Origin of the sequence: Acidianus manzaensis (assembly GCF_002116695.1) — an archaeon.
GTDB classification, from domain to species: domain Archaea; phylum Thermoproteota; class Thermoprotei_A; order Sulfolobales; family Sulfolobaceae; genus Acidianus; species Acidianus manzaensis.
Genome location: NZ_CP020477.1, coordinates 1461541 through 1484413, shown reverse-complemented (window position 1 = coordinate 1484413; position 22873 = coordinate 1461541). Strand labels below are relative to the sequence as shown.

At 30.5% G+C, this 22873-nt stretch carries 28 protein-coding genes and 3 tRNA genes; 21 read left to right on the top strand and 10 right to left on the bottom strand.

The features are described 5' to 3' along the window. Nucleotides 1-80: 80 nt before the first annotated feature. From B6F84_RS07145 to B6F84_RS07100, 10 genes are all read left to right on the top strand, one after another. Nucleotides 81-665, top strand: coding sequence for a 30S ribosomal protein S7 (locus tag B6F84_RS07145; protein ID WP_148691614.1), 585 nt, complete (start codon nucleotides 81-83; stop codon nucleotides 663-665). A 50-nt stretch (nucleotides 666-715) separates the two neighbouring features. Continuing rightward, nucleotides 716-2023, top strand: coding sequence for a translation elongation factor EF-1 subunit alpha (tuf, locus tag B6F84_RS07140; RefSeq protein ID WP_148691613.1), 1308 nt, complete (start codon nucleotides 716-718; stop codon nucleotides 2021-2023). A 22-nt stretch (nucleotides 2024-2045) separates the two neighbouring features. After that, nucleotides 2046-2354 (top strand): 30S ribosomal protein S10, encoded by a 309-nt coding sequence (gene rpsJ, locus B6F84_RS07135; RefSeq protein WP_148691612.1) that lies wholly within the window; start codon nucleotides 2046-2048, stop codon nucleotides 2352-2354. Between the two features lie 34 nt (nucleotides 2355-2388). Then, nucleotides 2389-2472 (top strand) — tRNA-Ser (locus B6F84_RS07130). 74 nt (nucleotides 2473-2546) lie between these two features. Continuing rightward, a complete protein-coding gene (locus B6F84_RS07125) occupies nucleotides 2547-2837 on the top strand; it encodes a 50S ribosomal protein L14e (protein ID WP_148692859.1) in 291 nt (96 codons plus the stop codon). Further along, nucleotides 2838-3092, top strand: coding sequence for a tRNA pseudouridine synthase A (locus B6F84_RS07120; RefSeq protein WP_148691611.1), 255 nt, complete (start codon nucleotides 2838-2840; stop codon nucleotides 3090-3092). It abuts the gene before it with no gap. 37 nt (nucleotides 3093-3129) lie between these two features. Continuing rightward, nucleotides 3130-3858 (top strand): RNA-guided pseudouridylation complex pseudouridine synthase subunit Cbf5, encoded by a 729-nt coding sequence (locus tag B6F84_RS07115; RefSeq protein WP_148691610.1) that lies wholly within the window; start codon nucleotides 3130-3132, stop codon nucleotides 3856-3858. Further along, nucleotides 3855-4406, top strand: coding sequence for a class I SAM-dependent methyltransferase (locus B6F84_RS07110; protein WP_148691609.1), 552 nt, complete (start codon nucleotides 3855-3857; stop codon nucleotides 4404-4406). Before B6F84_RS07115 ends, B6F84_RS07110 begins: the two co-directional genes overlap by 4 nt. A 24-nt stretch (nucleotides 4407-4430) precedes the next feature. Next, nucleotides 4431-4514: transfer RNA gene (locus tag B6F84_RS07105), tRNA-Ser, on the top strand. A gap of 316 nt (nucleotides 4515-4830) precedes the next feature. Then, nucleotides 4831-4903: transfer RNA gene (locus tag B6F84_RS07100), tRNA-Asp, on the top strand. Nucleotides 4904-4965: 62 nt separating this feature from the next. On the opposite strand, the gene B6F84_RS07095 is transcribed toward B6F84_RS07100, so the two are convergent. After that, a complete protein-coding gene (locus tag B6F84_RS07095) occupies nucleotides 4966-7707 on the bottom strand; it encodes a DEAD/DEAH box helicase (RefSeq protein ID WP_148691608.1) in 2742 nt (913 codons plus the stop codon). Nucleotides 7708-7744: 37 nt separating this feature from the next. Between B6F84_RS07095 and B6F84_RS07090 the strand changes: the two genes are divergently transcribed. The 3 genes from B6F84_RS07090 to B6F84_RS07080 are packed head-to-tail and all read left to right on the top strand — an operon-like array spanning nucleotide 7745 to nucleotide 10488. Beyond that, nucleotides 7745-9412, top strand: a complete 1668-nt coding sequence (locus B6F84_RS07090; protein WP_148691607.1) for an ATP-binding protein — start codon at nucleotides 7745-7747, stop codon at nucleotides 9410-9412. A 9-nt stretch (nucleotides 9413-9421) separates the two neighbouring features. Continuing rightward, on the top strand, nucleotides 9422-9742 hold the full coding sequence (locus tag B6F84_RS07085) for an RNA polymerase subunit Rpo13 (RefSeq protein ID WP_148691606.1): 321 nt from the start codon (nucleotides 9422-9424) through the stop codon (nucleotides 9740-9742). Then, nucleotides 9742-10488, top strand: a complete 747-nt coding sequence (locus B6F84_RS07080) for a DNA polymerase sliding clamp (protein WP_148691605.1) — start codon at nucleotides 9742-9744, stop codon at nucleotides 10486-10488. The genes B6F84_RS07085 and B6F84_RS07080 overlap by 1 nt, the downstream gene beginning before the upstream one ends. On the opposite strand, the gene B6F84_RS07075 is transcribed toward B6F84_RS07080, so the two are convergent. Genes B6F84_RS07075 through B6F84_RS07050 form a run of 6 tightly spaced genes read right to left on the bottom strand, consistent with a single transcriptional unit; the run spans nucleotide 10454 to nucleotide 14368 of the window. Next, nucleotides 10454-11584, bottom strand: coding sequence for an amidohydrolase family protein (locus tag B6F84_RS07075; RefSeq protein WP_148691604.1), 1131 nt, complete (start codon nucleotides 11582-11584; stop codon nucleotides 10454-10456). The two genes, B6F84_RS07080 and B6F84_RS07075, sit on opposite strands and share 35 nt — an antisense overlap. Further along, a complete protein-coding gene (locus tag B6F84_RS07070; protein ID WP_148691603.1) occupies nucleotides 11545-12261 on the bottom strand; it encodes a GTP cyclohydrolase IIa in 717 nt (238 codons plus the stop codon). Before B6F84_RS07070 ends, B6F84_RS07075 begins: the two co-directional genes overlap by 40 nt. After that, nucleotides 12258-12716: a 6,7-dimethyl-8-ribityllumazine synthase gene (ribH, locus tag B6F84_RS07065; protein ID WP_148691602.1), complete on the bottom strand. Its 459-nt coding sequence runs from the start codon at nucleotides 12714-12716 to the stop codon at nucleotides 12258-12260. The genes B6F84_RS07070 and ribH overlap by 4 nt, the downstream gene beginning before the upstream one ends. Then, nucleotides 12697-13164: a riboflavin synthase gene (ribC, locus tag B6F84_RS07060; RefSeq protein WP_148691601.1), complete on the bottom strand. Its 468-nt coding sequence runs from the start codon at nucleotides 13162-13164 to the stop codon at nucleotides 12697-12699. The genes ribH and ribC overlap by 20 nt, the downstream gene beginning before the upstream one ends. Then, entirely contained in the window at nucleotides 13158-13817 is a 660-nt protein-coding gene (locus B6F84_RS07055; RefSeq protein ID WP_148691600.1) for a 3,4-dihydroxy-2-butanone-4-phosphate synthase, read from the bottom strand. Before B6F84_RS07055 ends, ribC begins: the two co-directional genes overlap by 7 nt. 32 nt (nucleotides 13818-13849) lie before the next feature. Further along, entirely contained in the window at nucleotides 13850-14368 is a 519-nt protein-coding gene (locus B6F84_RS07050; protein WP_148691599.1) for a hypothetical protein, read from the bottom strand. A 44-nt stretch (nucleotides 14369-14412) separates the two neighbouring features. Between B6F84_RS07050 and B6F84_RS07045 the strand changes: the two genes are divergently transcribed. Further along, a complete protein-coding gene (locus B6F84_RS07045) occupies nucleotides 14413-15174 on the top strand; it encodes a DUF2208 domain-containing protein (RefSeq protein WP_148691598.1) in 762 nt (253 codons plus the stop codon). On the opposite strand, the gene B6F84_RS07040 is transcribed toward B6F84_RS07045, so the two are convergent. After that, complete coding sequence (locus tag B6F84_RS07040; RefSeq protein ID WP_148691597.1) at nucleotides 15146-16456, bottom strand: cobyrinic acid a,c-diamide synthase CobB; 1311 nt, start codon at nucleotides 16454-16456, stop codon at nucleotides 15146-15148. The genes B6F84_RS07045 and B6F84_RS07040 overlap by 29 nt on opposite strands. Nucleotides 16457-16510: 54 nt before the next feature. On the opposite strand from B6F84_RS07040, the gene B6F84_RS07035 reads away from it, so the two are divergent. From B6F84_RS07035 to B6F84_RS07020, 4 genes are read left to right on the top strand one after another with little or no spacing between them, the layout of a single operon-like run. Further along, complete coding sequence (locus B6F84_RS07035) at nucleotides 16511-17248, top strand: DNA polymerase sliding clamp (protein WP_148691596.1); 738 nt, start codon at nucleotides 16511-16513, stop codon at nucleotides 17246-17248. Then, the gene (locus B6F84_RS07030; protein ID WP_148691595.1) at nucleotides 17245-18219 is read left to right on the top strand and encodes a uroporphyrinogen decarboxylase/cobalamine-independent methonine synthase family protein; all 975 of its coding nucleotides are present in this window, start codon (nucleotides 17245-17247) and stop codon (nucleotides 18217-18219) included. Before B6F84_RS07035 ends, B6F84_RS07030 begins: the two co-directional genes overlap by 4 nt. Then, complete coding sequence (locus B6F84_RS07025) at nucleotides 18209-19192, top strand: methionine synthase (protein ID WP_187152776.1); 984 nt, start codon at nucleotides 18209-18211, stop codon at nucleotides 19190-19192. The genes B6F84_RS07030 and B6F84_RS07025 overlap by 11 nt, the downstream gene beginning before the upstream one ends. A 37-nt stretch (nucleotides 19193-19229) precedes the next feature. Further along, entirely contained in the window at nucleotides 19230-19688 is a 459-nt protein-coding gene (locus B6F84_RS07020) for a 30S ribosomal protein S15 (protein ID WP_148691593.1), read from the top strand. Here B6F84_RS07020 and rnhA read toward each other — a convergent pair. After that, nucleotides 19643-20134 carry a ribonuclease HI gene (gene rnhA / locus B6F84_RS07015; RefSeq protein ID WP_148691592.1) on the bottom strand — a complete coding sequence of 164 codons (492 nt, stop codon included), beginning with the start codon at nucleotides 20132-20134 and terminating at the stop codon, nucleotides 19643-19645. The two genes, B6F84_RS07020 and rnhA, sit on opposite strands and share 46 nt — an antisense overlap. Next, complete coding sequence (locus B6F84_RS07010) at nucleotides 20112-20501, bottom strand: CbiX/SirB N-terminal domain-containing protein (RefSeq protein WP_148691591.1); 390 nt, start codon at nucleotides 20499-20501, stop codon at nucleotides 20112-20114. Before B6F84_RS07010 ends, rnhA begins: the two co-directional genes overlap by 23 nt. Before the next feature lie 67 nt (nucleotides 20502-20568). Here B6F84_RS07010 and B6F84_RS07005 point away from each other — a divergent pair, with 67 nt between their 5' ends. The 3 genes from B6F84_RS07005 to B6F84_RS06995 are packed head-to-tail and all read left to right on the top strand — an operon-like array spanning nucleotide 20569 to nucleotide 22863. Then, nucleotides 20569-21207, top strand: a complete 639-nt coding sequence (locus B6F84_RS07005; RefSeq protein ID WP_148691590.1) for a 30S ribosomal protein S6e — start codon at nucleotides 20569-20571, stop codon at nucleotides 21205-21207. A gap of 4 nt (nucleotides 21208-21211) precedes the next feature. Next, complete coding sequence (locus B6F84_RS07000) at nucleotides 21212-22459, top strand: translation initiation factor IF-2 subunit gamma (RefSeq protein ID WP_148691589.1); 1248 nt, start codon at nucleotides 21212-21214, stop codon at nucleotides 22457-22459. Next, nucleotides 22438-22863, top strand: coding sequence for a PIN domain-containing protein (locus tag B6F84_RS06995; RefSeq protein ID WP_148691588.1), 426 nt, complete (start codon nucleotides 22438-22440; stop codon nucleotides 22861-22863). Before B6F84_RS07000 ends, B6F84_RS06995 begins: the two co-directional genes overlap by 22 nt. Nucleotides 22864-22873 lie beyond the last annotated feature (10 nt).

Genomic DNA, 22873 nt, shown 5'->3' with positions numbered 1-22873 from the left:
AATAAATATTAGCTATAAACATATTAAACCCTTCATTAATAGTTAGTTATATTAATCTATGAAATACATGGGTAAGTATAATGAGCGATTACGAGTTAAGTAAACTAGATGTAAAAATATTTGGAAAATGGGATACTAAAGTAGAAATAAAAGATCCTAGCTTAAAGAAGTATATATCATTAATGCCAGTCTATCTTCCACATTCAAGTGGTAGATATCAACATAGAAGATTTGGAAAAGGAAAAATGCCAGTTATAGAGAGGCTAATTAACGAATTAATGAGACCAGGCAAAAATAAAGGCAAAAAAATGCTTGCTTACAACATAGTAAGAGCTTGTTTCGAAATAATTTATGCTAGAACTGGACAAAATCCAATACAAATTTTAGTAAATGCAATTCAGAACTCAGCTCCAAGAGAAGAAGTCACAAGAATAATGTATGGAGGAATAGTTTACTACGTAGCAGTAGATGTTTCGCCACAGAGAAGAGTTGATTTAGCATTAAGATATCTAGTAGAAGGAGCTAGAAACTCCTCATTTAACAATCCTAAACCTATTGATGAATCATTAGCTGAGGAAATATTAGCAGCAGCCTCAAACGATCCAAAAAGCTATGCAGTGAGAAAGAAAGAAGAAACCGAGAGAATTGCTCTAAGTTCAAGATAAGCTAATTTTTTAATGAAGAATGTATTAGATTGCGTGAGAGTGAATAACAAATGTCTCAAAAACCTCACTTGAATTTAATAGTAATAGGCCACGTAGATCACGGAAAAAGCACATTAGTTGGAAGACTATTAATGGAAAGAGGATTTTTGGATGAAAAGACAATCAAAGAAGCCGAAGACGCAGCAAAGAAGTTAGGTAAAGAATCAGATAAATACGCATTCTTATTAGATAGATTAAAAGAAGAAAGAGAAAGAGGCGTAACAATAAATTTAACTTTCATGAAATTTGAAACACAGAAGTACTTCTTTACGATTATAGATGCACCAGGGCATAGAGATTTCGTAAAGAATATGATTACAGGAGCTAGCCAAGCTGATGCAGCAATTGTAGCCATATCAGCTAAAAAAGGCGAATTTGAATCAGGAATGAGCGCTGAAGGACAAACCAGAGAACATATAATTTTAGCAAAAACTATGGGAATAAACCAAGTAATAGTAGCAGTAACTAAAATGGACGCAACAGATCCTCCATATGATGAGAAGAGATTTAATGAAATTAAAGATGTAGTAACTAAATTTATGAAAAGCTTTGGGTATGATATGAATAAAGTAACATTCGTTCCAGTAGTAGCAATAACCGATGAAAATGTAACTAAAAGATCAGAAAATATGAAATGGTATAATGGTCCTACATTAGAGGAAGCATTGGATAAATTAGAAGTCCCACCAAAACCAGTAGACAAACCATTGAGAATTCCAATTCAAGAAGTATATTCTAAATCCGGAGTAGGTACAGTGCCAGTGGGAAGAGTAGAAAGCGGAGTACTAAAAGTAAATGATAAACTAGTGTTTATGCCAGCAGGAAAGACTGGAGAAGTAAGATCTATAGAGACTCACTATACTAGATTAGAAAAGGCAGAACCAGGAGACAATATTGGATTTAATGTTAGAGGTGTAGACAAAAAAGATATCAAAAGAGGAGATGTAGCAGGACATACAGACGTTCCTCCTACGGTTGCTGATGAATTTACTGCTAGAATTATTGTCATATGGCATCCGACAGCAATAGCAGTTGGATATACACCAGTATTGCACATTCATACTGCAAGCGTAGCATGTAGAATATCTGAAATAGTCTCAAAATTAGATCCAAAGACTGGTAAAGAAACAGAAAAGAATCCACAATTTATAAAGCAAGGAGACATTGCAGTAGTAAAGTTTAAACCAATAAAGCCCTTATGCGCAGAAAAATACAGTGACTTTCCAGCATTAGGAAGATTTGCAATGAGAGATATGGGTAAAACAGTAGGAGTAGGAGTAATAAATGACGTAAAACCACAAAAAGTTGAGATCAAATAATTTTTAGACTTATGGTGTTTTTATGCCCTCAAAAGCTAGGATCAGATTATGGAGCAATAATGTTACTGATCTTAATTATGTGGTTAATCAAATCAAAGCTATAGTTGATAAAACTGGTATAAGTATGAGAGGTCCAGTGCCATTGCCCACTAAGAGAATGGAAGTTCCATTAATGAGATTGCCACACGGTGAAGGAAGGAAAAAATGGGAGAAATGGGAGATGAGCATACATAAAAGAGTAATTGATATTTCAGCTGACGAAAGAGTAATGAGACAATTAATGAGAGTTAGAGTTCCAGAAGATGTTTATATTGAGATAGAGTTAGTGTAAAGATTTTTAAGTTTTTTATCTAATTATTAAACGTGCCGAGGTGCCCGAGCGGACTAAGGGGTCGGTCTGGAGAACCGATGGGGGAAACCCCACACGGGTTCAAATCCCGTCCTCGGCGTCTCATTTTAACTTTCTTCTGTCTCTAGAAAACGCTAAATTTAAATTGCTTGCATTAAGTTTTTCTTGATTATAATGCCCGCAATAGAAATAGGAAGAATATGTGTAAAAACAAGAGGTAAAGATGCAGGTAAAAAATGTGTAATAGCAGATATATTAGACGATAATTTTGTGTTAATAACAGGACCAAAGAAAATTTCAGGAATAAAGAGAAAAAGAGCAAACATATTACACTTAGAACCAACAGATAAAAAAATTGATATACAAAAAGGAGCTTCAGACGATGATATTGAGAAAAAAATTCAAGAAGCAAATCTTACAGAATTTATGAAGGAAAAGTTAAAGATAAAAATACCAGTGATTTAAATGGATTTTTATCCATTTATATATAAGATAGATGAATACTGTAAATACAAAAATAATTGGAATATAAGAAAAGAAGCTCAAACGTCTGAAAATATAGGTTTTTTTCCAGATAAACGCGATATTACTCTTCTAATTAAGAACTCTATAATAAATATTGATAAACCAGCAGGCCCAACAAGCCATGAAGTAGCATTTTGGATAAAACAAATGTTTAAAGTAAATAAAGTAGGTCATGGAGGGACCCTAGAGCCTTAAAAGGCGGGGCAATCCCAAAGTAACCGGAGTACTCCCAATAGGACTAGAAAATGCCACGAAAATATTACCATATACAACCAAAGCAGGAAAAGACTACATGTGCGTAATGGAATTACATTCGGATGTAGAAAAAGAAAAAGTAGCAGAAGTAGTAAATCAATTTAAAGGAAAAATCTATCAAAGACCACCCGTAAGATCATCAGTTAAAAGAAGATTAAGAGTAAAAAAAATTCACGATATAGAAATAGTTGACTCTGAAGGAAGACTATACTTACTAAAAATTTCTTCAGATCCAGGAACTTATATGAGAAAAATATGCCATGATATTGGAATAATCCTAGGCTGTGGAGCCCACATGAGAGAACTAAGAAGAATAAAATCAGGCATATTTACAGAAGACAACCTAGTAACATTACAAGAAGTTTCAGAAGCTTTATACATGTGGAAAAACTGTAAAGATGAAACAGATTTAAGAAAAATACTAATGCCTATGGAAATAGGACTTTGCGGAATTCCAAAAATAATTATAGACGACAATACAGTAGATGCAATATCTTACGGCGCACCATTAAATTCTCCAGGAATAGTCGCATACCAAAACTTCAGAAAAGGAGATATGGTAGGAATACTTACGTTAAAAGGAGAAGCAGTAAGCATAGGAATAGCAAAAGTAGATTCTGATAAAATTCCAGACAGAGGAGAAGTTATATCTACAAAACGAGTATTAATACAAAGAGATCTATATCCAAAGGCATGGAAAAAATGAGCATTTTTGTAATTAATGAAGTAGTAGAAGGAATTCCACTATCATTAGTAAGCCATCCAGGATTATTTTCCAAAAGAAAACTAGATTTAGGAACAAGAGCATTTATAGAAAACCTTATACTACCTGAAGAAGGCACAGTAGTAGATCTAGGCTGTGGATATGGTCCAATAGGAATATTCATTGCATTAAAAAATCCGAAACTGAAAATTATAATGTTAGATATAAATCCATTAGCAGTAAAAACAGCAAAATTAAACGTACAAAGATATCATCTAGAAAACAGAATAGAAGTACAAAAAAGCGACGTACTAACAGAACTAAAAACTAAAGTAGCAGCCATATATTCAAACCCACCGCTGTCAAAAGGAACAGATTTCCTAGAAAAATTTGCAGAACAATCCTCTCAAAAGTTAGACGAAAAAGGATTTATCCAAATGATAGTATATAAAGGAGAAAGAAATGTAATAAAATATTTCTCAAAATACTTCAACAACATAAAAGTCATAAAAAGAATAAAAGGGTATTCACTCATAATAGTTAATAATTAAAACTATTATAGTCAATTAAATATTGCCAGGGTGCCCGAGCGGACTAAGGGGCTGGCCTTGAGAGCCAGTAGGGGAATCCCTGCGCGGGTCCGAATCCCGTCCCTGGCGTTGAAGGAGAAACACCTCCTTCAGCCCTTAATTTCTCACATTTTACATTTGATGTAGCATATGTTATCTTTTATCTCAACGTTTTCGATAAATGGAGACGACAACAACAATTAAAAAGGACATGTCTGTAATCACGTCATAAATTAAAATAATTAAGCTTAAACGTTAATTCCCGTAAACCGCATATTTATATTGTAAAGCTAGTTTTTCCTCTTTAACTTTATTTGTGCGTCTAAATTCATAGTGAAAGGGATTGTTGAATACATTTATTCGTTATTTCATTAACTTTAAATAAGGTAACTCAATATTAAATTATGCCGCAGTAGTATAGTGGCCTAGTATGAGGGCCTGTCGAGCCCTTGACCCGGGTTCAAATCCCGGCTGCGGCGCCTTTTTGCCGCGCTTTGTTCTAAAAGCTGAAGTATTATTCAGTTAGTATGTGCTGTATTTTTTATTTTGTATAGTATTTTTTGTATCTTAGGAATCTTTTTTCTTCTTCCATGAGGGTTAAGTAGAATTTTTCTTCTCCTTCTGGTAATTTTCCTAATACTTTTCCTAGATTGTTAGGTCCTACTCCATTAACTGCTAGTGCTATGAATGTATTTTTTCCGTATCTTGAAAATAGTGATGCTATTTTTTGTGCTTCTTCTAGTTTGTATGTTTCGTTTCTTTTTAGTTTTTCTCCTTTGATTTTTTTTCTTATTATTTCTTTTGTTTGTTTGTCTTCTGGGTATGTTGCTGTTAGGAATGCTGAGCCACATTTTGGACATTTATCTGGTGTGTTTTTAACTGATGTTTGTTGATTCCAACCGCATACTAGGCATATTATCTGGATTTCTTTTGCTTGTAGTCTTTTCTTATATATTTCTAGCATTATAGGTTCTGATTCTGTATTTTGTGATAATATTAGGAGTTTATCTAGAAAGTCTTTCGATAATGGTGACGGTATTGGAGTTTCTAATATTTTCCAAGAGAATTTTTCTAAAAGGTGGAGTATTTCTAGGTCGTGGTTTTTGACTAAAAGTTCTTTTATGGCTTCTTTTCCTATGATAGTGTTTGTATAGGCTTTTAATAGGGTTGAACTTATGTTTTTTATATCTTTTTCTTTGTCTATTGCTCCGAATCTTTCTGCCTCTGTAAGTAATTTCCATTTGAATTGTGGGGTTTGTTGTATTGAGATTTCTATTATTTCTTTTGCTTTTTCTTTATCTAATTTTAGTATGTAGTCTATTGCGTTTTGAATGTCTTCTGTGGATATTGGAATTACTGATGATAATACTATATGGTAAGGATCATTTCTATAATTGATGGATATGTTTTTTTCTTTAGATATGGTAAATGATAGTAGTGAACCTAAGGTATTGTTTCCTTTACTGCCAAAGGGTGAGTTAATTACTATTAGATCTTGTTGTATTACTTCTACTAATATTTCGTTTTCTTTAAGTGTGGGGAATTTTTTGTTTTTGTATTCTTCTACTATATTCTGAATTTCTTTATATTCTGATTTTGTTTTTTCATTTAATATGTCTTGTAATTCTTTGTAAACTTCTAATGAGACTTCTTTTTCTACTGGTATTGATTCGCCGAACCAGCTTGGTAATATTCCATTTTTTAATGTTGCTTTTTCTACGTATATGTTATTTTCGGAAATTGAAACTACTTTCCATAGTTTTCCAGCTAGGACGAATATTGTGTCTTCATCTAGTGTTAATGCAAAATCTTGGTCTAGTGTTCCTATTTTTGAATTTGATGAAATTTCTATTACTTCAAAGTTTTTGATGGAATCTGGTATCATGCTTGTATTATAATAATATTTCCATGCTCTCATTGATGGCTTAAGTTGGCCGTCTTTGTTTTTGATTATTTTTTCTGATTCTAGCAATTCTATTACGTCGTCTATTTCGGATTCTGTTATATCTGAAAAGTAAACTGATTTATGTAATATATTTGCTATTTCGTCTTTTTTTGAGTATCCTTCTAATATCATTCCTACTAGTTGGTGTGCTAATACATCTAGTGGTGAGTGTTCGTAGTTTGGTTTTTCTAAATATGCTTGTTTGGCTAGCTTGATTAGATTTTCACATTCTAAGATGTCAAATGGATAGTCTGATGGTATGATTATTCCTTTTGATTTCTTATTAATTGAGTGGCCGCTTCTTCCTACTCTTTGTAATAATCTAGTGGTTTGTTTTGGTGACATATATTGTACTATTAAGGATATGAATCCTATATCTATTCCTAATTCTAAACTGGATGTTGAAATTATAGCGTCTAATTTTTTATTTTTAAAATTTTTCTCTATGTCTACTCTTATTTCTCTGGATAGTGAGCCGTGGTAGGTGGATATGTTTTGGCTAAATAGTGAATGTAATTGGTTTGCAAGGAATTCTGCTGTTTCTCTGGTGTTTGTGAAAACTAGAGTTGGTTTGTTTTTTTCTATTATTTCTGAGATTGTTTTTAATCTTGCTATTGTTGTAGGGTTCAGCCCATGTTTTACTGATAAATCTATTATGCTCTGGTCTGATGAAATATCTGGTACTTCTAGTGATATATCGAATTCTTTTATTGCGTCTATTTTGGCTATTTCTACGTTATTTTGAATGTCAAGGTATTTTGTTGCTAAATTTAAATCACCTATAGTTGCAGATAATCCTATTATTTGTAAATTGTTTGCTATTGCTTTTAATCTTTGTAGTGCTACTGATAGTTCATATCCTCTTTTTTCATATAGCATTTCTTGTAGTTCGTCTATTATGATCCAGTTAAGGTTTCTAAATAATTCACGATAATTCTTGTTTAAAATTAAATATTGTAGGCTCTCTGGTGTTGTTATAAGTAAGTCTGGAGGGTCTTGAATTATATTTTTTCTCTCTTTAGTTGATGTATCTCCGTGTCTTGTCTTTATTTTTATTCCTAGTTCGTTACCTATTTTTTCTAATCTAGATTGAAGGTCTCTATTTAGTGCTCTTAAAGGTGTTATGTATAATGATGAGATTTCTTTTGGTCTTTTTGCGAAGATTAAGTAAAAGACTGGTATTATTGCTGCTTCTGTCTTGCCGAATCCTGTTGGTGCTATTATCAAAGTATTACTTCCGGATAAAATTTTAGGGATAGCTATCTTTTGGATTGGAGTGAGATTTTTATATCCTAATTGGTGTAATTTATCAGCGAATGATTGGATTTCAGTAGTCATGATCTAATTAAAATATTATCATGGAGATAATAAGGGTATGCAGGACATTAGGCATTTGGCGTTTTCTATTGTGATACTGTTGGAGGGGATTGTAGCTAGATTTTATTTTTATCATCCAAGTAGTTTATATTATGATGTTTTAGATTCTCTATTTCTGATATTTGTAGTCTTTGCTGATGCTATTATTTCCTACATATTATTTTCGTCAATAGTTATATCTTTGGCATATTTGTTATCTATTGTTGTAATTTTTAGTATATTCAATTTTAATATTTTAAGTTTTACTTATGTTGCATCTTATTTTGCTGGGGATAGTATTTCTTTTTTCTTTATTTCATTAATTAGAAGGAGGGTTGATGAATCTTTTGTTTCGCAATTAAGTAGTATTAGACTTAAAATTAATTATATTAATACTATTATATTAGCTATAATCTTTGTATTATCAGTATTTTTAGATTTGTTGATTATACATAATGTTTTTCTAGCTATAGGTGGAATATTTTCTTTTTTGGTTTTATTGTTTGTTAGTGAAGTTGAATACTCGCCTTTATTATTTTTGAGTTGGGTTAGTTTTCCTTATCTTTTATCTCAAATTGGAGCAAGTGGGAGCAGATCTGGAATATATATTGGAAATGTTGTTGGTGTACTAAGGAGGAGTATTATAAATTCGTCAAGAATAACTACTAATAGTGTATATAAGTGGGTTTCTTCTAGGTCTAAGTTTTATCTTGATATGCATAATAATAAGAATTTTAATATGATAATTTTAGGTACTAGTGGTTCTGGTAAGTCTCATTTAGCTAAGAATATTATTTCTAACAGTAAACTAGGATTTTTGATTTTTGATATTCATGGTGAATATAATATAAGGGATGCGGAAGTTATTGATGCTTCAAGGATTTCTATTAATCCGCTTTCATTGTTTGGTCAGTCTCCTAGGCAGAGAGCTTTAGAAGTCGCATATATGATAAGATCTTTATTTAATCTAGGTAATTTGCAGACTATTGATTTATATAATTTAATTTTGGAGACTTATGAAGATAAAGGCATATATGAAGATGATGAAAAGACCTGGATTAATAAACCACCTAATTTTAGAGATGTATTGGTTTTAGTAGAAAAGAAGAAGAGGATAGTTAATACTACTCAAGAAATAAATAGGTTAGAGTCTATTTCTCCTTATATTTCGTTTTTAGTTTCTAATACGTTTATGGATACTTCTATAGATATTTTTGATATATTAAATAAAAATGTCATAATAAATTTTTCAAAAGTCACTATTCCTGAAATAAAATATATTATCATTGAGACTTTGCTAGCTTCAATCCAATCATATATGTATTTAACTGGGCAATCAGATTTAAGGAAGATTGTAGTAATTGATGAGGCTCCTTTTATTCTTTCAAAAGAGAGCGGAGAGCAATTAGTTGAAAGATTATTTGCTGAAGGTAGAAAGTTTGGATTTGGATTTATGGTAATTTCGCAGACTGCTGAATATGTTAAGAAGCTTATTCCTAATTCTTCTTATGTGTTAGTACTAAGCATGGTAGATCCTAATGAAATTGAGTATTTAAGTAAATTATTAGGTGGACAAGATGTTGAGATATATAAAGCTATCTATAATACTTTACAGAGATTAGATCGTGGATTGATTATGACAAGAGATATATTGCGGAATGAGATAATTTTGGTTCGTTCTAATTAGGTGGAATCCATGCCAGACGATTACGAATCAAATGATACTGAAGAGAAAAATAAGTTAGAGGAAAAAGAAGATAAAACAGAAGAGGAAGAAGAAGGGGAACTTCCTCCTCTATCTCTGCAAGATATAGAATTATTAATGGAGAACACAGAAGTATGGGATGAATTAATTTCTGGTAAAATAAGTGTTGATGAAGCAAAGCAGTTATTTAGTGAAAATTATTCTAGGCTTTCAGTTACTACAAAGAGAAAATCTAATAGTAAAAAGAAAAAGCCTATAAAAAGCAAATCAAAGAAAAAGAAAGACAAAGATGAAAATGAGGAGGAAGAATAATGTTTAAGGCAGTTTATTCAAGTTCGTCTGATTTCTATCATATTTTAACTGCCTTATCTAAACTTACGGATAATCCTGTTTTTAATTTCACAGAAAATGGAATAATTATTAGGCATTTAACAGATGATAAAGTATTAATGGGAGTAGTTAAGTTTACTAAAGATTCGTTAGATGATTATGAAATCGAAAAACCCATTTCAATTAAAATTAGTGTTAATGATATTAAAAAGATAATGACTAAAGCAAAATCTAAAAATTCTAGTATAGAATTAAGTGAGACAGAATCCGGATTAAAAATAGTTATAATAGATGAAAAAACGGGAACGAAGAGTAATATTTATGTAAAGGCAGAAAAAGGTGATATTCAAGAAATTAAGGAACCTAATGTATCTCTTTCTGTTTCTGCTTCTTTGGAAGGCGATATATTAAAAACTATAGTTGATGATTCTTTGAAGATTTCTGAAGAAATAGAATTTTCTGCTGAGAATGATTCTTTAATGGTTACCAGTGAAGAATCTGGTAAAAGTTATACGGCTATTTTAAAAAATCAACAACCACTAAACGATTTGACTATAGAAAGCTCAGCAAAGGCAGTATATAGTGGTGAAGTATTAAAGACAGTATCTACGGCTGTAGGATTTGCAAATACTCTAAAACTAAGTTTTGGAAATAATATGCCAATGAAGACTGAAGTTACATTATATAAAGATGCTAGTCTAAGTTTTTGGATAGCTCCTCGTATGTAAAAAGTATTTTTTTACCTCTTTTTATTATTGCTGGATATTTATTTTCTGCTCGTAAAATTCCTGAATTTTCTCCTTCTATAATATTGAATATGGCTTTTTCTCCTTCTTTTATAGGTTTTATTCCAAATTCTTCTGCATTAATTGTTATCGCTTTTAAAACTTCTTTTGAATAATCACTTTGTGGTTCTTGAAGTCTTGACAATAATAATGCAAACTCAGCTTCTTCCAGTATATTAGGGTTTATCCACGCCGCATTATCTGTACCTAATAAAAATTTTTTATTATCTTTTGCCATTTCAGATATTTTTGGAATTCCAGTAGAAAACCATAAATTACTTCTTGGACAAGCAACTAAGTATATACCTTTTTCTTTTATTTCGGAAATTTGATCTGTAGATAAGTTAGTTCCATGTATTATCATTTTAGGTTGTAAATATTCTAATGCGTATTCAAGATCATTTTGTAAGTTTTGTTTTAATGTTTCTGAAATATGAATTGCAATAATTTTATTTCTGAAGTATTGTCTTATCATTTTTAATTCTTCGAAATTATAGCTTGATATGCTTGATATTCCATATCCATCAGCTATTTTACTAAATGTATCTAGGTTTTCTTTAGTTATTTGATTTTTTTCTAATCTACCTAAAATAAAATAGTTTATTTTATCTTTATATTCTTCTTTAACAGAATTCGCTAATATACTTCCTTCTAATCCTTGCTCTCTGAAGTCTAATACACTATTTATTCCAAATATAGCTTCTAATTTCATAAATTGTTTGATATAATCCTTTAATTGAGAATTATCTATTTTTGAGTAGAATTTGTATTTTATACTATCTGGATCTCCTACTAATTCTTTTATAGTATTTCGTATTCCTACTTCAGGGAATGAGAAATCTCCAGTATGTACGTGAGAATTTGAGAATACAGGCAATAAAATTCCATTATTGAAACTTATTGATTTTGAATTGGATACATGTCCTTTACCAATATGTTGTATAATTCCGTCTTCATCAATTTGTATATGTACATCATTGTTGATTTCAAGATCTTCGCCTAATAACGCAATTCTAACGTTGATTGTGATATCTCCCATTTTTTGTCCCTTGTTTTTCTAATATTGTCTAGAGCTTTTGTAGCGTTTTCCATAGCGTTTCTTGCATTTGTTCCTATTCCAATACCTACCTTTATGTTGTCTATTTCATTTACCATGCTTATTATATCTTTAATATTCTCATAATTAATAAATGAAATGAAATTATCTCCTCCTAAATATTGCGTCAATCCTCCTAATCTATATAACTTATCATTTATTTTGTAGTAGATGTTATTAAAATGAATTATAGCATCATATGCTGATGTATTTAAAGTTAAACTAGTGAAATTATCTATATCAAAGTGACATACAGTTACTATTTCGTCATTTAACTTGTCCAGATAGAGATTATGATCGCTTTTATGAATGCAATTAAACGCATTTCTCTCTGCTTCTAATGGTGTTTTTCCATATCCTAAACATGCCTTTATTTTAGTAGGAGAGATCTCTGTTGCTTTATTATATATGTCTATTAAAGATTGATTAGATAATCCATCGGCTATTATTGCAAGAAAATCGTATCTTAGTGGTAGGAGAAATCCATTATTTTCTGCTGTTATTCTATTTAGCAAGTTAGATATTTGATGCTGTATTTCTTGAATTTTCCATTCTCTATCATGGCCTAAACTTTCTGTCCATTCTCGATAGTTCTCTTGTTCAATAAGAAATATTTTCATTCTATAGTCACTTTTTCGTTAATATTTTCTGGTAGTTTTCTTAATCTTTTTGCCATTTTTACTGCAGCTTCTACTGCTCTAGTAGCATATTCTTCAATTCTTTCTACTGCTTGCTCATGGCTTACGCCTGGTCCTATTATTCCTAATCCTATAGGTTTTTCATATTCTATTTCTAAATCTGATATTAATCTAGCTATTTGATTAGCTATTAGTTCATCGTGTTTGGTTTCTCCTTTAATTATGGCGCCTAATGCTGCTATACAGTCTACTGAATCAGTTTTCATTAGTTTCTTTATTGCTAATGGAATTTCAAAAGAACCTGGTACTTTAAATATTACTGTTACAGTAGCCCCTAGAAATTCTGCATGAGATATAGCTCTTTGTAACATTAGATATGTAATATCATAATTAAACTCTGCCACAACTATTCCTAATCTAATCGATTGGTCCTGCATTATTATACCCCTGGCGTAATCCTTTTCCTGCATAAGGTGTAAGTGCGTTTTTACCTTCCTTTACCAATAGAACGAGATTTTTTGCATGTTTAGAAGCTCTATCTATGGCAATTTGTTTTAGTTTTTCTTCACTATCTGCTTCATCTTCATGTACTGTTACATCTATTACATGTGTAGACGTTAATATTTGAACTGTTATTAATCCAATACTTGCCGCCAGATAACTGTATTTGTCAAGCATAGTTTTTCCTACCCAGCCTAAAGTTATTACTCCATTGCATCCTTCTTCTATTAGTTTTTTAGCTGCAACTGGTAGATCTTTAATTCCAGGTACTGTATATCTGAGTATTTCTGCATCGCTATCTTCTTTGTTTATTGTTTTTATTGCTATGGAGCCCATATCTACTCTCGAAAAAGTAGTGTCTGCAACTCCATATTTTCTCATAATATTACCTCTTTTAGAATTTCTTTTCCTTCAACAAATAAAAATCCCATATTTCTACTATACTGTAATGCTTTTTCTTTTTTTAGGCTATTTTTTTCATCCAACATTTCAGCAATTACGACGCTTTTTTCTAATCCTGCGTATGATGCTATGGTAGTGGATAATTCTGTGTGTCCTCTTCTTTTTCCTATTCCTCTAGCAATTAGTATAGGTACGTGTCCAGGCGCATAAAACTCTTGATAAAATTTGTCTTTAGCTGTTTTTTCATCTGTTTTTATCATAGAAATTATTTCATGTAATTTTTCTATTGTTAATGCTCTATCTGCGTCTGAAATTCCTGTTCTTGTATCAACGTGATTTACCCATAAAGAGAATGCTGGCTCATCCTTATATTGTGGTAATTTTACTAATTGCTTATATTGGCTATTGGATAGCATTTCAGTTTGAAATGTTAATCCTAGTTTTTTAGCTTCTTCATTTCCTGTGGCATAGCATATTAATCCTCCTGCTTCTTTTCTTAGTGTGTATATTTTTTTCCAATCTATTTTTCCTGCATAGAACATCATATCTATTTCTTCTTCTCTGCCGTCAAAATCGTAAATTAGTATTGGAAGGCCAGATTCTAGGTTTTTCCTTAATTCTTCTTTTGAGATCATGTGTTACAGTTACAGCTATAATATTTAAGTATTTACTTATTCTGTTTTAAAACTCTAAGGAATATAGTTGCAAAAATAGCTATTATTCCTATGATTATAAATGTAAATATGCTAAACTGGTTAGATTTGGAATCAGCAGCTTTACTATTGTTTGTATCAAAAGGATTGCTTGAAAATGGAGGAGAAGAATAATCTGGACTTCCTATTTTTATTTCAATAATACCAATTTGGTTGGTTCCATTAATTATTATTAAGTTGTATGTTGAGTTATAATTGCATAAATCTGCATCGTTAAGTATGTATGAATCATTTAAATGATTTAGGATTATAGAATTATTTGTAGTTATATTATATTTAGTTTGAATTATTAATGAATAAGTGAAGTTATTAAACGTTAGATTTACTATATTATGATATTTACTATTTATAATTACTTGAATTGTTAATCCATGTAAACTAAAATGAAATGTTTGGGTAGAAGTGTAAGAGTATGAAGTTATAACAGTTAATAGAATTAGCAATATAATTATTGATGATAAGGATTTAAGCATGTTAATAAATATTAGTTATAGCAAAAATAAAAAAGGTATGAGAAATGTCAGCGAGAGGGTATAATCCATATAACTGGAAAATGATAACGTTAACACAAGTATGGTTGATTGTAATTTCAGTAGTATTAACATATTTTCCAAAATATTATATTGAAGCATTTATAGCATATTTTGTAATAATAATGGCTATATCTTTTTCTATGATGTATAAAACAAATCCTATGTTTAGAGATAGAAAATTACTTTACGAAATAATGAATTCTAGAACATTATATGAAGAAAAAGATGTTACAAAATTGATGATGGCAGATAAAGAATATCAAAAGCAATATACTGATATGATAAAGAAGAATTTTAGTATGATGGGTATTTACTTAGTTTACATTATTGTATTAATTATACTTTATGGACATATAATATCATATGCTGATTCTAATCCAGATTTATACATGAGATTAGCAATATACCTAGTGTATTTTGAGGCACTATATGGAGTAGGTATTTTCATGTATAGAAAAGTGTTAAGACCAACTTCCATGTTAACAACTATGGCTCCACCTAATTATAAGATAAATGAAAAAGGTATAGTTAGTGGTAAAGGAACATCGATATTTCTTCACGCAAAATATTTATTAGATTCTGAAATCACTGTAAACAAAGAAAATCATTATGTAGAGATAGATTCTACAAAAAAGAATTTACCATATAAAATAAGGTTATATAGTAACGATATTGATAAAGTATTGGATTATATAGAAAGAATAAAGAAGCTTGAGCTCAAAAGACAGACTTCTTCTCAACAATAGAGAAATGGAAATGTGAATAAGTTGCTAAAGTATTATGAGATAATACTCCATCATAACCATTTTTAATTCCTTTTCCTTTCATATTTTTAAAGACGAATTTTTTTTCATTTACTTCAATAGGATAAGATACATGGAATTCGTGGCCTCTAATTTTTTCTCCTTTATTAGCTAGAAATGAATCCTCTAATGCAAGTAGTTCAGTATAACCTATTGTTAATTTTCCTTTAGATTTTATATCTATATCAAAGATTCCTGCCATTTGGAATTTCTTGTTTTGTTCATTTTCAATTGTTTTAGATAAATACATTAGTCCACCACATTCTGCTAAAACTGGTATATCATTATTTATCATTTTATTCAGCCAATTCTTAGTATTTTGTGATTTTTCTAAATTATCAAGATATAATTCTGGATAACCTCCTCCCAAATAAATAAAATCTGCATTTTCTACTATTTCATTAGATAATGGACTAAAAAACTCAATATTATATGATTTTTTAATTCTATCAATGTTTTCATAATAATAGAAACTGAATGCTTCATCATAAGCTATTGCAGCTATTTTATTAGGTTTCTCATTATTGTTATTTTCGTCTATGTTTATATTAATATTATCTGTATTATTAGCTATTTCTATTATAGAATCTAAATCAACATACTGTTCCACTAATTTTGATGTTATTGAAATCACGTTTTCTGGATCATATCCTTCAACTGTAAATAAACCTAAATGTCTAGATGGAATATTAAGATCCTTCGAGAAAGGGATATAGCCAAGTACTTTTATATCTTTTACTGAATTTTTGCAATATTCGTAATGAGTATTAGATCCAATTTTATTGAATATTACTCCTTCAATTTTTGCATTACCATATATTTTAAGTCCTTGAATAATTGCTCCTGCTGTACTTCCAATATTTTCACAATTAATTATCAGTATTATAGGAGTTTTTGTTACTTCAGACAGTTGGTATGTACTATAATCTAAGTTAATTCCATCGTATAATCCCATTACTCCTTCTATTACACTAATATCATAATTCTTTGAATATTTTACTAAACTTTTTAGGACGTTTTCTTTTCCCATAATGTATAAGTCTAAATTTATTGAAGGATTTTTAGTAGCTATTTTATGATATCCTGGGTCTATAAAATCTGGCCCAGCTTTAAATGGTCTTACTTTCATTTTCTTACTTAAAGCTCTCATAATTCCGGCAGTTATAGTGGTTTTACCTGAGTCACTTCTGTCAGATGCGATAATTATTCTCGGAACTTTACTCATACTTTAAAGAAAAATGAAAAGAGTTAAATGCATATTTTATATACATTCTTAATCATGAGAGTTTCATATGATGATATTAGGGATTTGAAGTCTATAGTTACCGCTTTAGCAAGGCTAGTCGATGAGGCATCAATAAAGTTCGGTACGGAAGGAGTAGAACTTATAGCAATAGATAGAGCTCATATTTCTTTAGTAAAATTATCAATTCCTAAAGATGCTTTTAAAGAATATGATGTTCAAGAAGATTTTAACTTTGGTTTTAATACCCAATATTTTCTTAAAATTCTTTCTACATCAAAAAGAAAAGAATCTATAACTTTTGAATCTTCTGATCCTTCATCAATATCTATAGAAATATCTGGAGGATTAAATAGAGTATATTCGATAAGAAATTTAGATGTTTCTCCACCAGAAATACCAGAATTGAATTTGCAATATGACGTATCAGCAACTGCAAACTCTTCAGGTTTTAAGAAAGCCATAGACGAAATTTCTGCAGTAAGTGATGTAACGATTATTAAGGCAGATGAAAACGGTTTGCTACTTAAAGGCAAATCAGAATCTGGAGTTGAAGTAGAATTGAGTAAAGATATGGGAGGATTACAAGAAATAGAACTAAGCAAGCCTACAGAATCTAGTTATTCTTCTGATTATCTTAGTGATATTTTAGTATTAACTAAGCTTTCAGGTTTCATTAAATTATCGTTTTCTGAACAGAAACCATTACAGATACAATTTAATATGGAGTCCGGTGGTAATGTAACATACTTGCTAGCACCACAAATGGGGTGATAAAATTTAAGATAGCAGTAGTTGGTAGTTATCCTAAATCTATAGCATTAGGTAAAACTATTTCTAGATATAGAGCTTCGAAAATAAGTGAAGAAAAACTCGAAAAATCAATAGAAAAAGAAGAAGAAAAATTCTTCAGTATAATAAAGAATATAGATCCTCTTACTACTACAGATGGATTATTCAGATGGGATGATATTGTAGATGTTACATTTTCTTATGTTAGTGGAGCAGAAAAAGGAGAACTAATGAGATTCTTCGATAACAATTTTTATTATAGAAAACCTGTTATAAAAAAGGAATTATCTTCTAGTCCGGAAAAATATCAACAAATATTAGATAAAGATAAAGAATTAATGAAAAAAATGGAATTAAAATCAAAGTTATCTGCTACAATATTAGGTCCATTAACTTATCTTATGCTTTCAGATAACTCATACTACAAAGAAGACGAATTATTGCATGTGTATGCCAAAATTTCCAATGAAACAATTAAAAAAATAAGTAATATAGCAGATATAATAGAAATTCATGAACCTTCTATCTTTATGCCAGGCATAAAATCAGAACTATTGAAACAACTCCCATCTATATATACAGAGATGTTATCAGGAGTAAGTAATACTACATTGCTTTTGACATATTTTAATTTAAATTCATCAAGACTTGAATATTTCTTCAACTTACCAGTAACATATTATGGTATAGATATTGTAGAAAATAAAAACAAACTTGGTATAGTATATAAGTATTTTAAAGATAAAAATATATTTTTAGGTGTACTAAATACTAGAAATACTAAACTAGAAAGAGTAAGTTTTATACGTAGAGTGATGCGTGCATCTACAGAAAAAGGAAAAGCTAAAGATATAATTATAGGCAATGCAAGTATGATGGATTTTATTCCAGAAATAATAGCCAAAAGAAAATTATATTTACTCAGAAAAGTTGAGGTGAAAAATAATGGATGAATTACCAATATTACCTACTACCGTAATAGGTAGTTATCCTAGGCCTAAATGGTTAAGAGAAGCTATAAGGTTACATAAGTCTGGTAAAGTATCAGATGAAGAACTTGCAGAATCTTTTAATGATGCTGCTCTAGCAGTACTTCATGATCATTATTTAGCTGGAATTGATGTTCCAACAGACGGTGAAGTTAAAAGAGACGAGATGGTAGAATATTTTGCTGAAAGACTAAAAGGTTTCAAATTCTATGGTCCAGTAAGAGTCTGGGGTACTGCATATTATAGAAAACCTTCTGTTGTGAGCAAAGTTGAGTATACATCTCCATTACTAGTAGACGAGTTTAATTATACCAAATCAATATCCTATACATCAAATGTAAAGATTACTATTACTGGTCCTTATACTATAGCTTACTGGTCTTATAATGAGCATTATAAAAATATGAGAGATTTAACTTTTGATCTAGCTAAAATAATTAACCAAGAGATTCATAACTTAGTAGATGCAGGAGCTAAAATCATTCAAGTAGATGAACCTGCTATACATTCTAATAAGAAAGATATAGAATGGGCAGTAGATGCAGTAAATGAGTCTGTAAAAGGCATAAATGCAAAATTAGTTATTCACATATGTTATGGAGACTATAGAATTGTAGCACCATATCTAAATGATTTTAAGGTAGATCAAATAAACTTTGCATTGAAAATTTATAACTATAAACAATTAGAATTATTTAAAAAATATGGCTATGAAAAAGAATTAGGCTTAGGAGTTATAGACGTTCATAATAGAAGAATAGAATCTGCAGAAGAAGTAGCAAAAGATATTAAGGCTTCACTAAAATATTTCCCAGCAGAAAAAATTTGGATTAACCCAGATTGTGGATTAAAGCTTTTACCTAGAAATATAGCTTTTCAGAAGTTAGTAAATATGGTAAAAGGAACAAAGATGGTGAGGGAAGAACTTAAAAAGTAACTAAGTTTTAATAATAGTGTATTAAGGTGAATATTATATGAACAAAAAAAGATCAAGAGGCAAATCTGACTCTACCAGACCAGTTAGGACAGGATCCCCTAAATGGGTTAGATTTACTAGAGAAGAAGTAGAGATGCTAGTAGAAGAATTAGCTAAAAGAGGATATCAGCCTAGCATGATAGGAGTAATATTAAGAGACCAATATGGAATACCTTTAGTAAAACAAGTCACTGGTAAAAAGATGACAAAGATATTAGAAGAGAAAAACTTAGCACCAGAATTGCCGGAAGATTTGTTTAACTTATTAAGAAAAGCAGTAAATGTAAGAAGACATTTAACAGAATACCCAAAAGATAAAGTGTCAAAGAAATCTTTAGAAGAAATTGAATCCAAAATAAGAAGACTAAGTTATTACTATAGGGAGACTGGTAAGCTTCCAGCAACATGGGTTTACGATCCATCTAAGGCCGAATTATTAGTATCTGCATCCTCATAAATAGAGCAACCTACTTCTTTAATTTTTCCTTTTAATACTAAATTGTAAGCTATTCTAGTTAGCTTGTCTGCTTCTTTATTCATTTCTCTAGGTATCCATTTAAATTCCAAAATGTAAAATTCGTTCTTTAATTTCATTATATTGTTGAAAATGGGAATAAGTCTAGGAGATTTAATTTTATATTCTCCATTCAATTGCTTTATTACCAGTTGACTATCTCCATATATTGTGGCTTCTCTTATGTTTAGTTTTAATAACATATCTATTAAACAGAAAACACCCATATATTCGGCTACATTATTAGTAGCATTAGGAGACCAAGGTTTTTCTGCTAATCCAAATCCACTTATCTTTCTGTTTTCTACATTTATTACATATCCATAAGTAGATATTCCTCCTGGATTTTTAGGTTCACATAATCCATCAAAGTAACCTATTGCTCTCAATTACTTCTTCTACCCTTTCTTTTAATACCTCAGCTACTCTTTTATCTATTCCTATTGGCTGTGCTATCAATACTTTTATTTTATTCCCTTTTACTTCTGCAAATCCTTCCTCGTTTATACCTAGTAATCTTGGAATATCTTTATAAAAATGAACTCCAGTTGCAAAAAGTAATGGTACTGCTATTATTTCAGTAGCTCCTTTATCTACAAGCATTTGAAGTGCTTCCTTAAGCTCTGGTTTATTGAATTCTAAAAATCCATATTCTACTAGTGGGAAGTAATTTTCCAGTAATTTCTTGTATTGTATTGCTACATTTTTCCATTCATCTATTCTACTACCATGTAGAACTAGAATTACACCAATCATTTTAATATCTCTAAAACTACGAGTTTATATACTTGTGTCAAAATAGCTAAGTGAAAAGGTGATTTAATTGCCAGACTTTAAAATTGTTATTTCAGATCCTGAGACAAAAAAACCTAAACAACAAAAAGTGCACGTAAAGGCAGTTGATGGAATACAATCTATGGAAGGTGAAAAAGATAAAAAAGCTTTACCAATAGCAAAGCTCAACTCCAAACTAAAGGAGTCATTAGGATTAGATAACTTAATAACATTACAAATAGAAAAGCAAGAAGGAGATAAAAAGAATAAAATTAAAGTATCATTCCTTATTCAAGTAGATGATTCTATTCCAGAAAATGAAGTTCATATAGGCAAAGGAATATCAGAAAAATTTGGCGCGGAAGATTTTGAAGCTATAGCATATCGTACAAAATCTTTCCAAATAGCAGTAGATCAATCAAAAATAAACCTGTTCGGAGTGAAGATTGGAGACACAATTAGCTTAAATATTAGTGGTGTAACGTTTAAACTTAAGATTACTGGAGGTTCGGATAATACAGGATTTCCTATGAGAGCAGATATTTCTGGCCTAGCAAAGAGAAGAGTTTTACTTTCTGGGCCTCCAGGCTATCATCCAGAAGAAGAAGGAGAAAGAAAGAGAAAAATGGTAAGAGGAGATTCCTTAAGTAATGAGATAGTTCAAGTTAATACAGTCATTTTAAGGTGATTTTTTGGCTTGGCCTAAAACTCAACCAGAAGTAAATATAGGTGTAGTTGGTCATGTAGATCATGGTAAGACTACGCTAGTTCAAGCTCTAACTGGAGTTTGGACATCGAAACATTCTGAAGAGCTAAAAAGAGGTATGACAATAAAATTAGGCTATGCAGAAGCTAGCTTTGGATTATGCAAATCTTGTAAAAAACCAGATGGGTACGTAAACGAAGAATCGTGCAAAAGTTGTGGAAGCGATGAGGAACCAGAATTCTTGCGTAGGGTATCTTTCCTAGATGCACCTGGCCACGAAATATTAATGGCTACTATGTTATCAGGAACTGCATTATTGGATGGAGCAATTCTTGTAGTTGCAGCTAATGAGCACTTCCCACAACCACAAACTAGAGAACATTTTGTAGCTTTAGGTATTGTAGGTATTAAAAATCTTATTATTGTACAGAATAAAATAGATGTAATTAGTAAAGAGGATGCATTAAAACAATACAAAGAAATTCAAGATTTTATAAAAGGTACATGGGCAGAAGGATCTCCAGTTATTCCAGTTAGTGCACTTCATAAAATTAATGTAGATGCACTAATAGAAGCTATTCAAGAAAAAATTCCTACTCCACAGAGAGACCCAACTAAAAATCCTATTATGCTAGTAATAAGAAGTTTTGACGTAAATAAACCTGGTACTACAGTTGATGATTTAGCTGGAGGAGTTTTAGGAGGAAGTATATTACAAGGAGAATTTAAGGTAGGTCAGGAGATAAAAATTTTGCCTGGCTTAAGAATTGAAGAAAAAGGAAAAGTTAAGTATGAGCCACTTTATACAAATATTTCATCATTAAGATTTGGTGATCTAGAAGTAGAATATGCTAGACCAGGAGGGTTAGTTGCAGTAGGCACTTACTTAGATCCTTCTGTTACTAAAGCTGATAGCTTAATAGGTAGTGTAGTAGCAGATGCAAAAATGGACATTCCAGTTTTAACGCATATAAGGGTTAAGTATAATCTATTGGATAGGGTAGTAGGTAGTAAGGAATTGATAAAAGTAGATCCGATCAGAACTAAGGAAAATTTAATGATAAATATAGGCTCTGCTACTGTATTAGGTGTCGTAACATCAGCAAAATCTGATGAAGCTGAGTTAGAATTAAGAAAACCGGTAGCTGTATGGCAAGATAATGCTAGATTAGTAATAAGTAGGCAGATAGGAGGAAGATGGAGACTAGTAGGATGGGGCCAAGTAAAACTCTAAAAGTTCTTGTAGACACTAATATTTTACTTTATATTGATCATAAAATAGATCCTTTTTGGATAGTAATAGATAGCCTAGATTACAAACCTTTATTTTTAATTCATGAATCTGTTTTTAATGAGCTTAAAATTCTTGAGAAGAGATATTGTAACAGTATATCTTTTCAATCTAAGATAAGATTAGCTAAAGCTTATCTAGATAAATATAAAGATATGTGGATTCTTGTTCCGATTAAAGATGATATAGGTTCTACTGACGATATTTTATTAAATATAGCAGAAAAAGAAAGATTAATCCTCTTTACAAACGATAAGGAATTAAAAATGCGCGCAATAAATAAAGGAATAGGAATAATATTTTTGACTAGAAAAGGTAAAATTATAAAATCAAACTTTCCTATTTAAGTTGATTATC

Coding starts and splice junctions, on each gene's coding strand:
- B6F84_RS07120 (WP_148691611.1), top strand. CDS start 2,838: ATGGATTTTTATCCATTTATATATAAGATAGATGAATACTGTAAATAC.
- B6F84_RS07145 (WP_148691614.1), top strand. CDS start 81: ATGAGCGATTACGAGTTAAGTAAACTAGATGTAAAAATATTTGGAAAA.
- B6F84_RS07090 (WP_148691607.1), top strand. CDS start 7,745: ATGCAGGACATTAGGCATTTGGCGTTTTCTATTGTGATACTGTTGGAG.
- B6F84_RS06995 (WP_148691588.1), top strand. CDS start 22,438: ATGGGGCCAAGTAAAACTCTAAAAGTTCTTGTAGACACTAATATTTTA.
- B6F84_RS07010 (WP_148691591.1), bottom strand. CDS start 20,501: ATGATTGGTGTAATTCTAGTTCTACATGGTAGTAGAATAGATGAATGG.
- ribH (WP_148691602.1), bottom strand. CDS start 12,716: ATGCAGGACCAATCGATTAGATTAGGAATAGTTGTGGCAGAGTTTAAT.
- B6F84_RS07055 (WP_148691600.1), bottom strand. CDS start 13,817: ATGATCTCAAAAGAAGAATTAAGGAAAAACCTAGAATCTGGCCTTCCA.
- B6F84_RS07045 (WP_148691598.1), top strand. CDS start 14,413: ATGTCAGCGAGAGGGTATAATCCATATAACTGGAAAATGATAACGTTA.
- B6F84_RS07085 (WP_148691606.1), top strand. CDS start 9,422: ATGCCAGACGATTACGAATCAAATGATACTGAAGAGAAAAATAAGTTA.
- B6F84_RS07075 (WP_148691604.1), bottom strand. CDS start 11,584: ATGGGAGATATCACAATCAACGTTAGAATTGCGTTATTAGGCGAAGAT.
- B6F84_RS07035 (WP_148691596.1), top strand. CDS start 16,511: ATGAGAGTTTCATATGATGATATTAGGGATTTGAAGTCTATAGTTACC.
- B6F84_RS07110 (WP_148691609.1), top strand. CDS start 3,855: ATGAGCATTTTTGTAATTAATGAAGTAGTAGAAGGAATTCCACTATCA.
- B6F84_RS07080 (WP_148691605.1), top strand. CDS start 9,742: ATGTTTAAGGCAGTTTATTCAAGTTCGTCTGATTTCTATCATATTTTA.
- rpsJ (WP_148691612.1), top strand. CDS start 2,046: ATGCCCTCAAAAGCTAGGATCAGATTATGGAGCAATAATGTTACTGAT.
- B6F84_RS07020 (WP_148691593.1), top strand. CDS start 19,230: ATGAACAAAAAAAGATCAAGAGGCAAATCTGACTCTACCAGACCAGTT.
- B6F84_RS07125 (WP_148692859.1), top strand. CDS start 2,547: ATGCCCGCAATAGAAATAGGAAGAATATGTGTAAAAACAAGAGGTAAA.
- B6F84_RS07040 (WP_148691597.1), bottom strand. CDS start 16,456: ATGAGTAAAGTTCCGAGAATAATTATCGCATCTGACAGAAGTGACTCA.
- B6F84_RS07095 (WP_148691608.1), bottom strand. CDS start 7,707: ATGACTACTGAAATCCAATCATTCGCTGATAAATTACACCAATTAGGA.
- B6F84_RS07050 (WP_148691599.1), bottom strand. CDS start 14,368: ATGCTTAAATCCTTATCATCAATAATTATATTGCTAATTCTATTAACT.
- tuf (WP_148691613.1), top strand. CDS start 716: ATGTCTCAAAAACCTCACTTGAATTTAATAGTAATAGGCCACGTAGAT.
- B6F84_RS07070 (WP_148691603.1), bottom strand. CDS start 12,261: ATGAAAATATTTCTTATTGAACAAGAGAACTATCGAGAATGGACAGAA.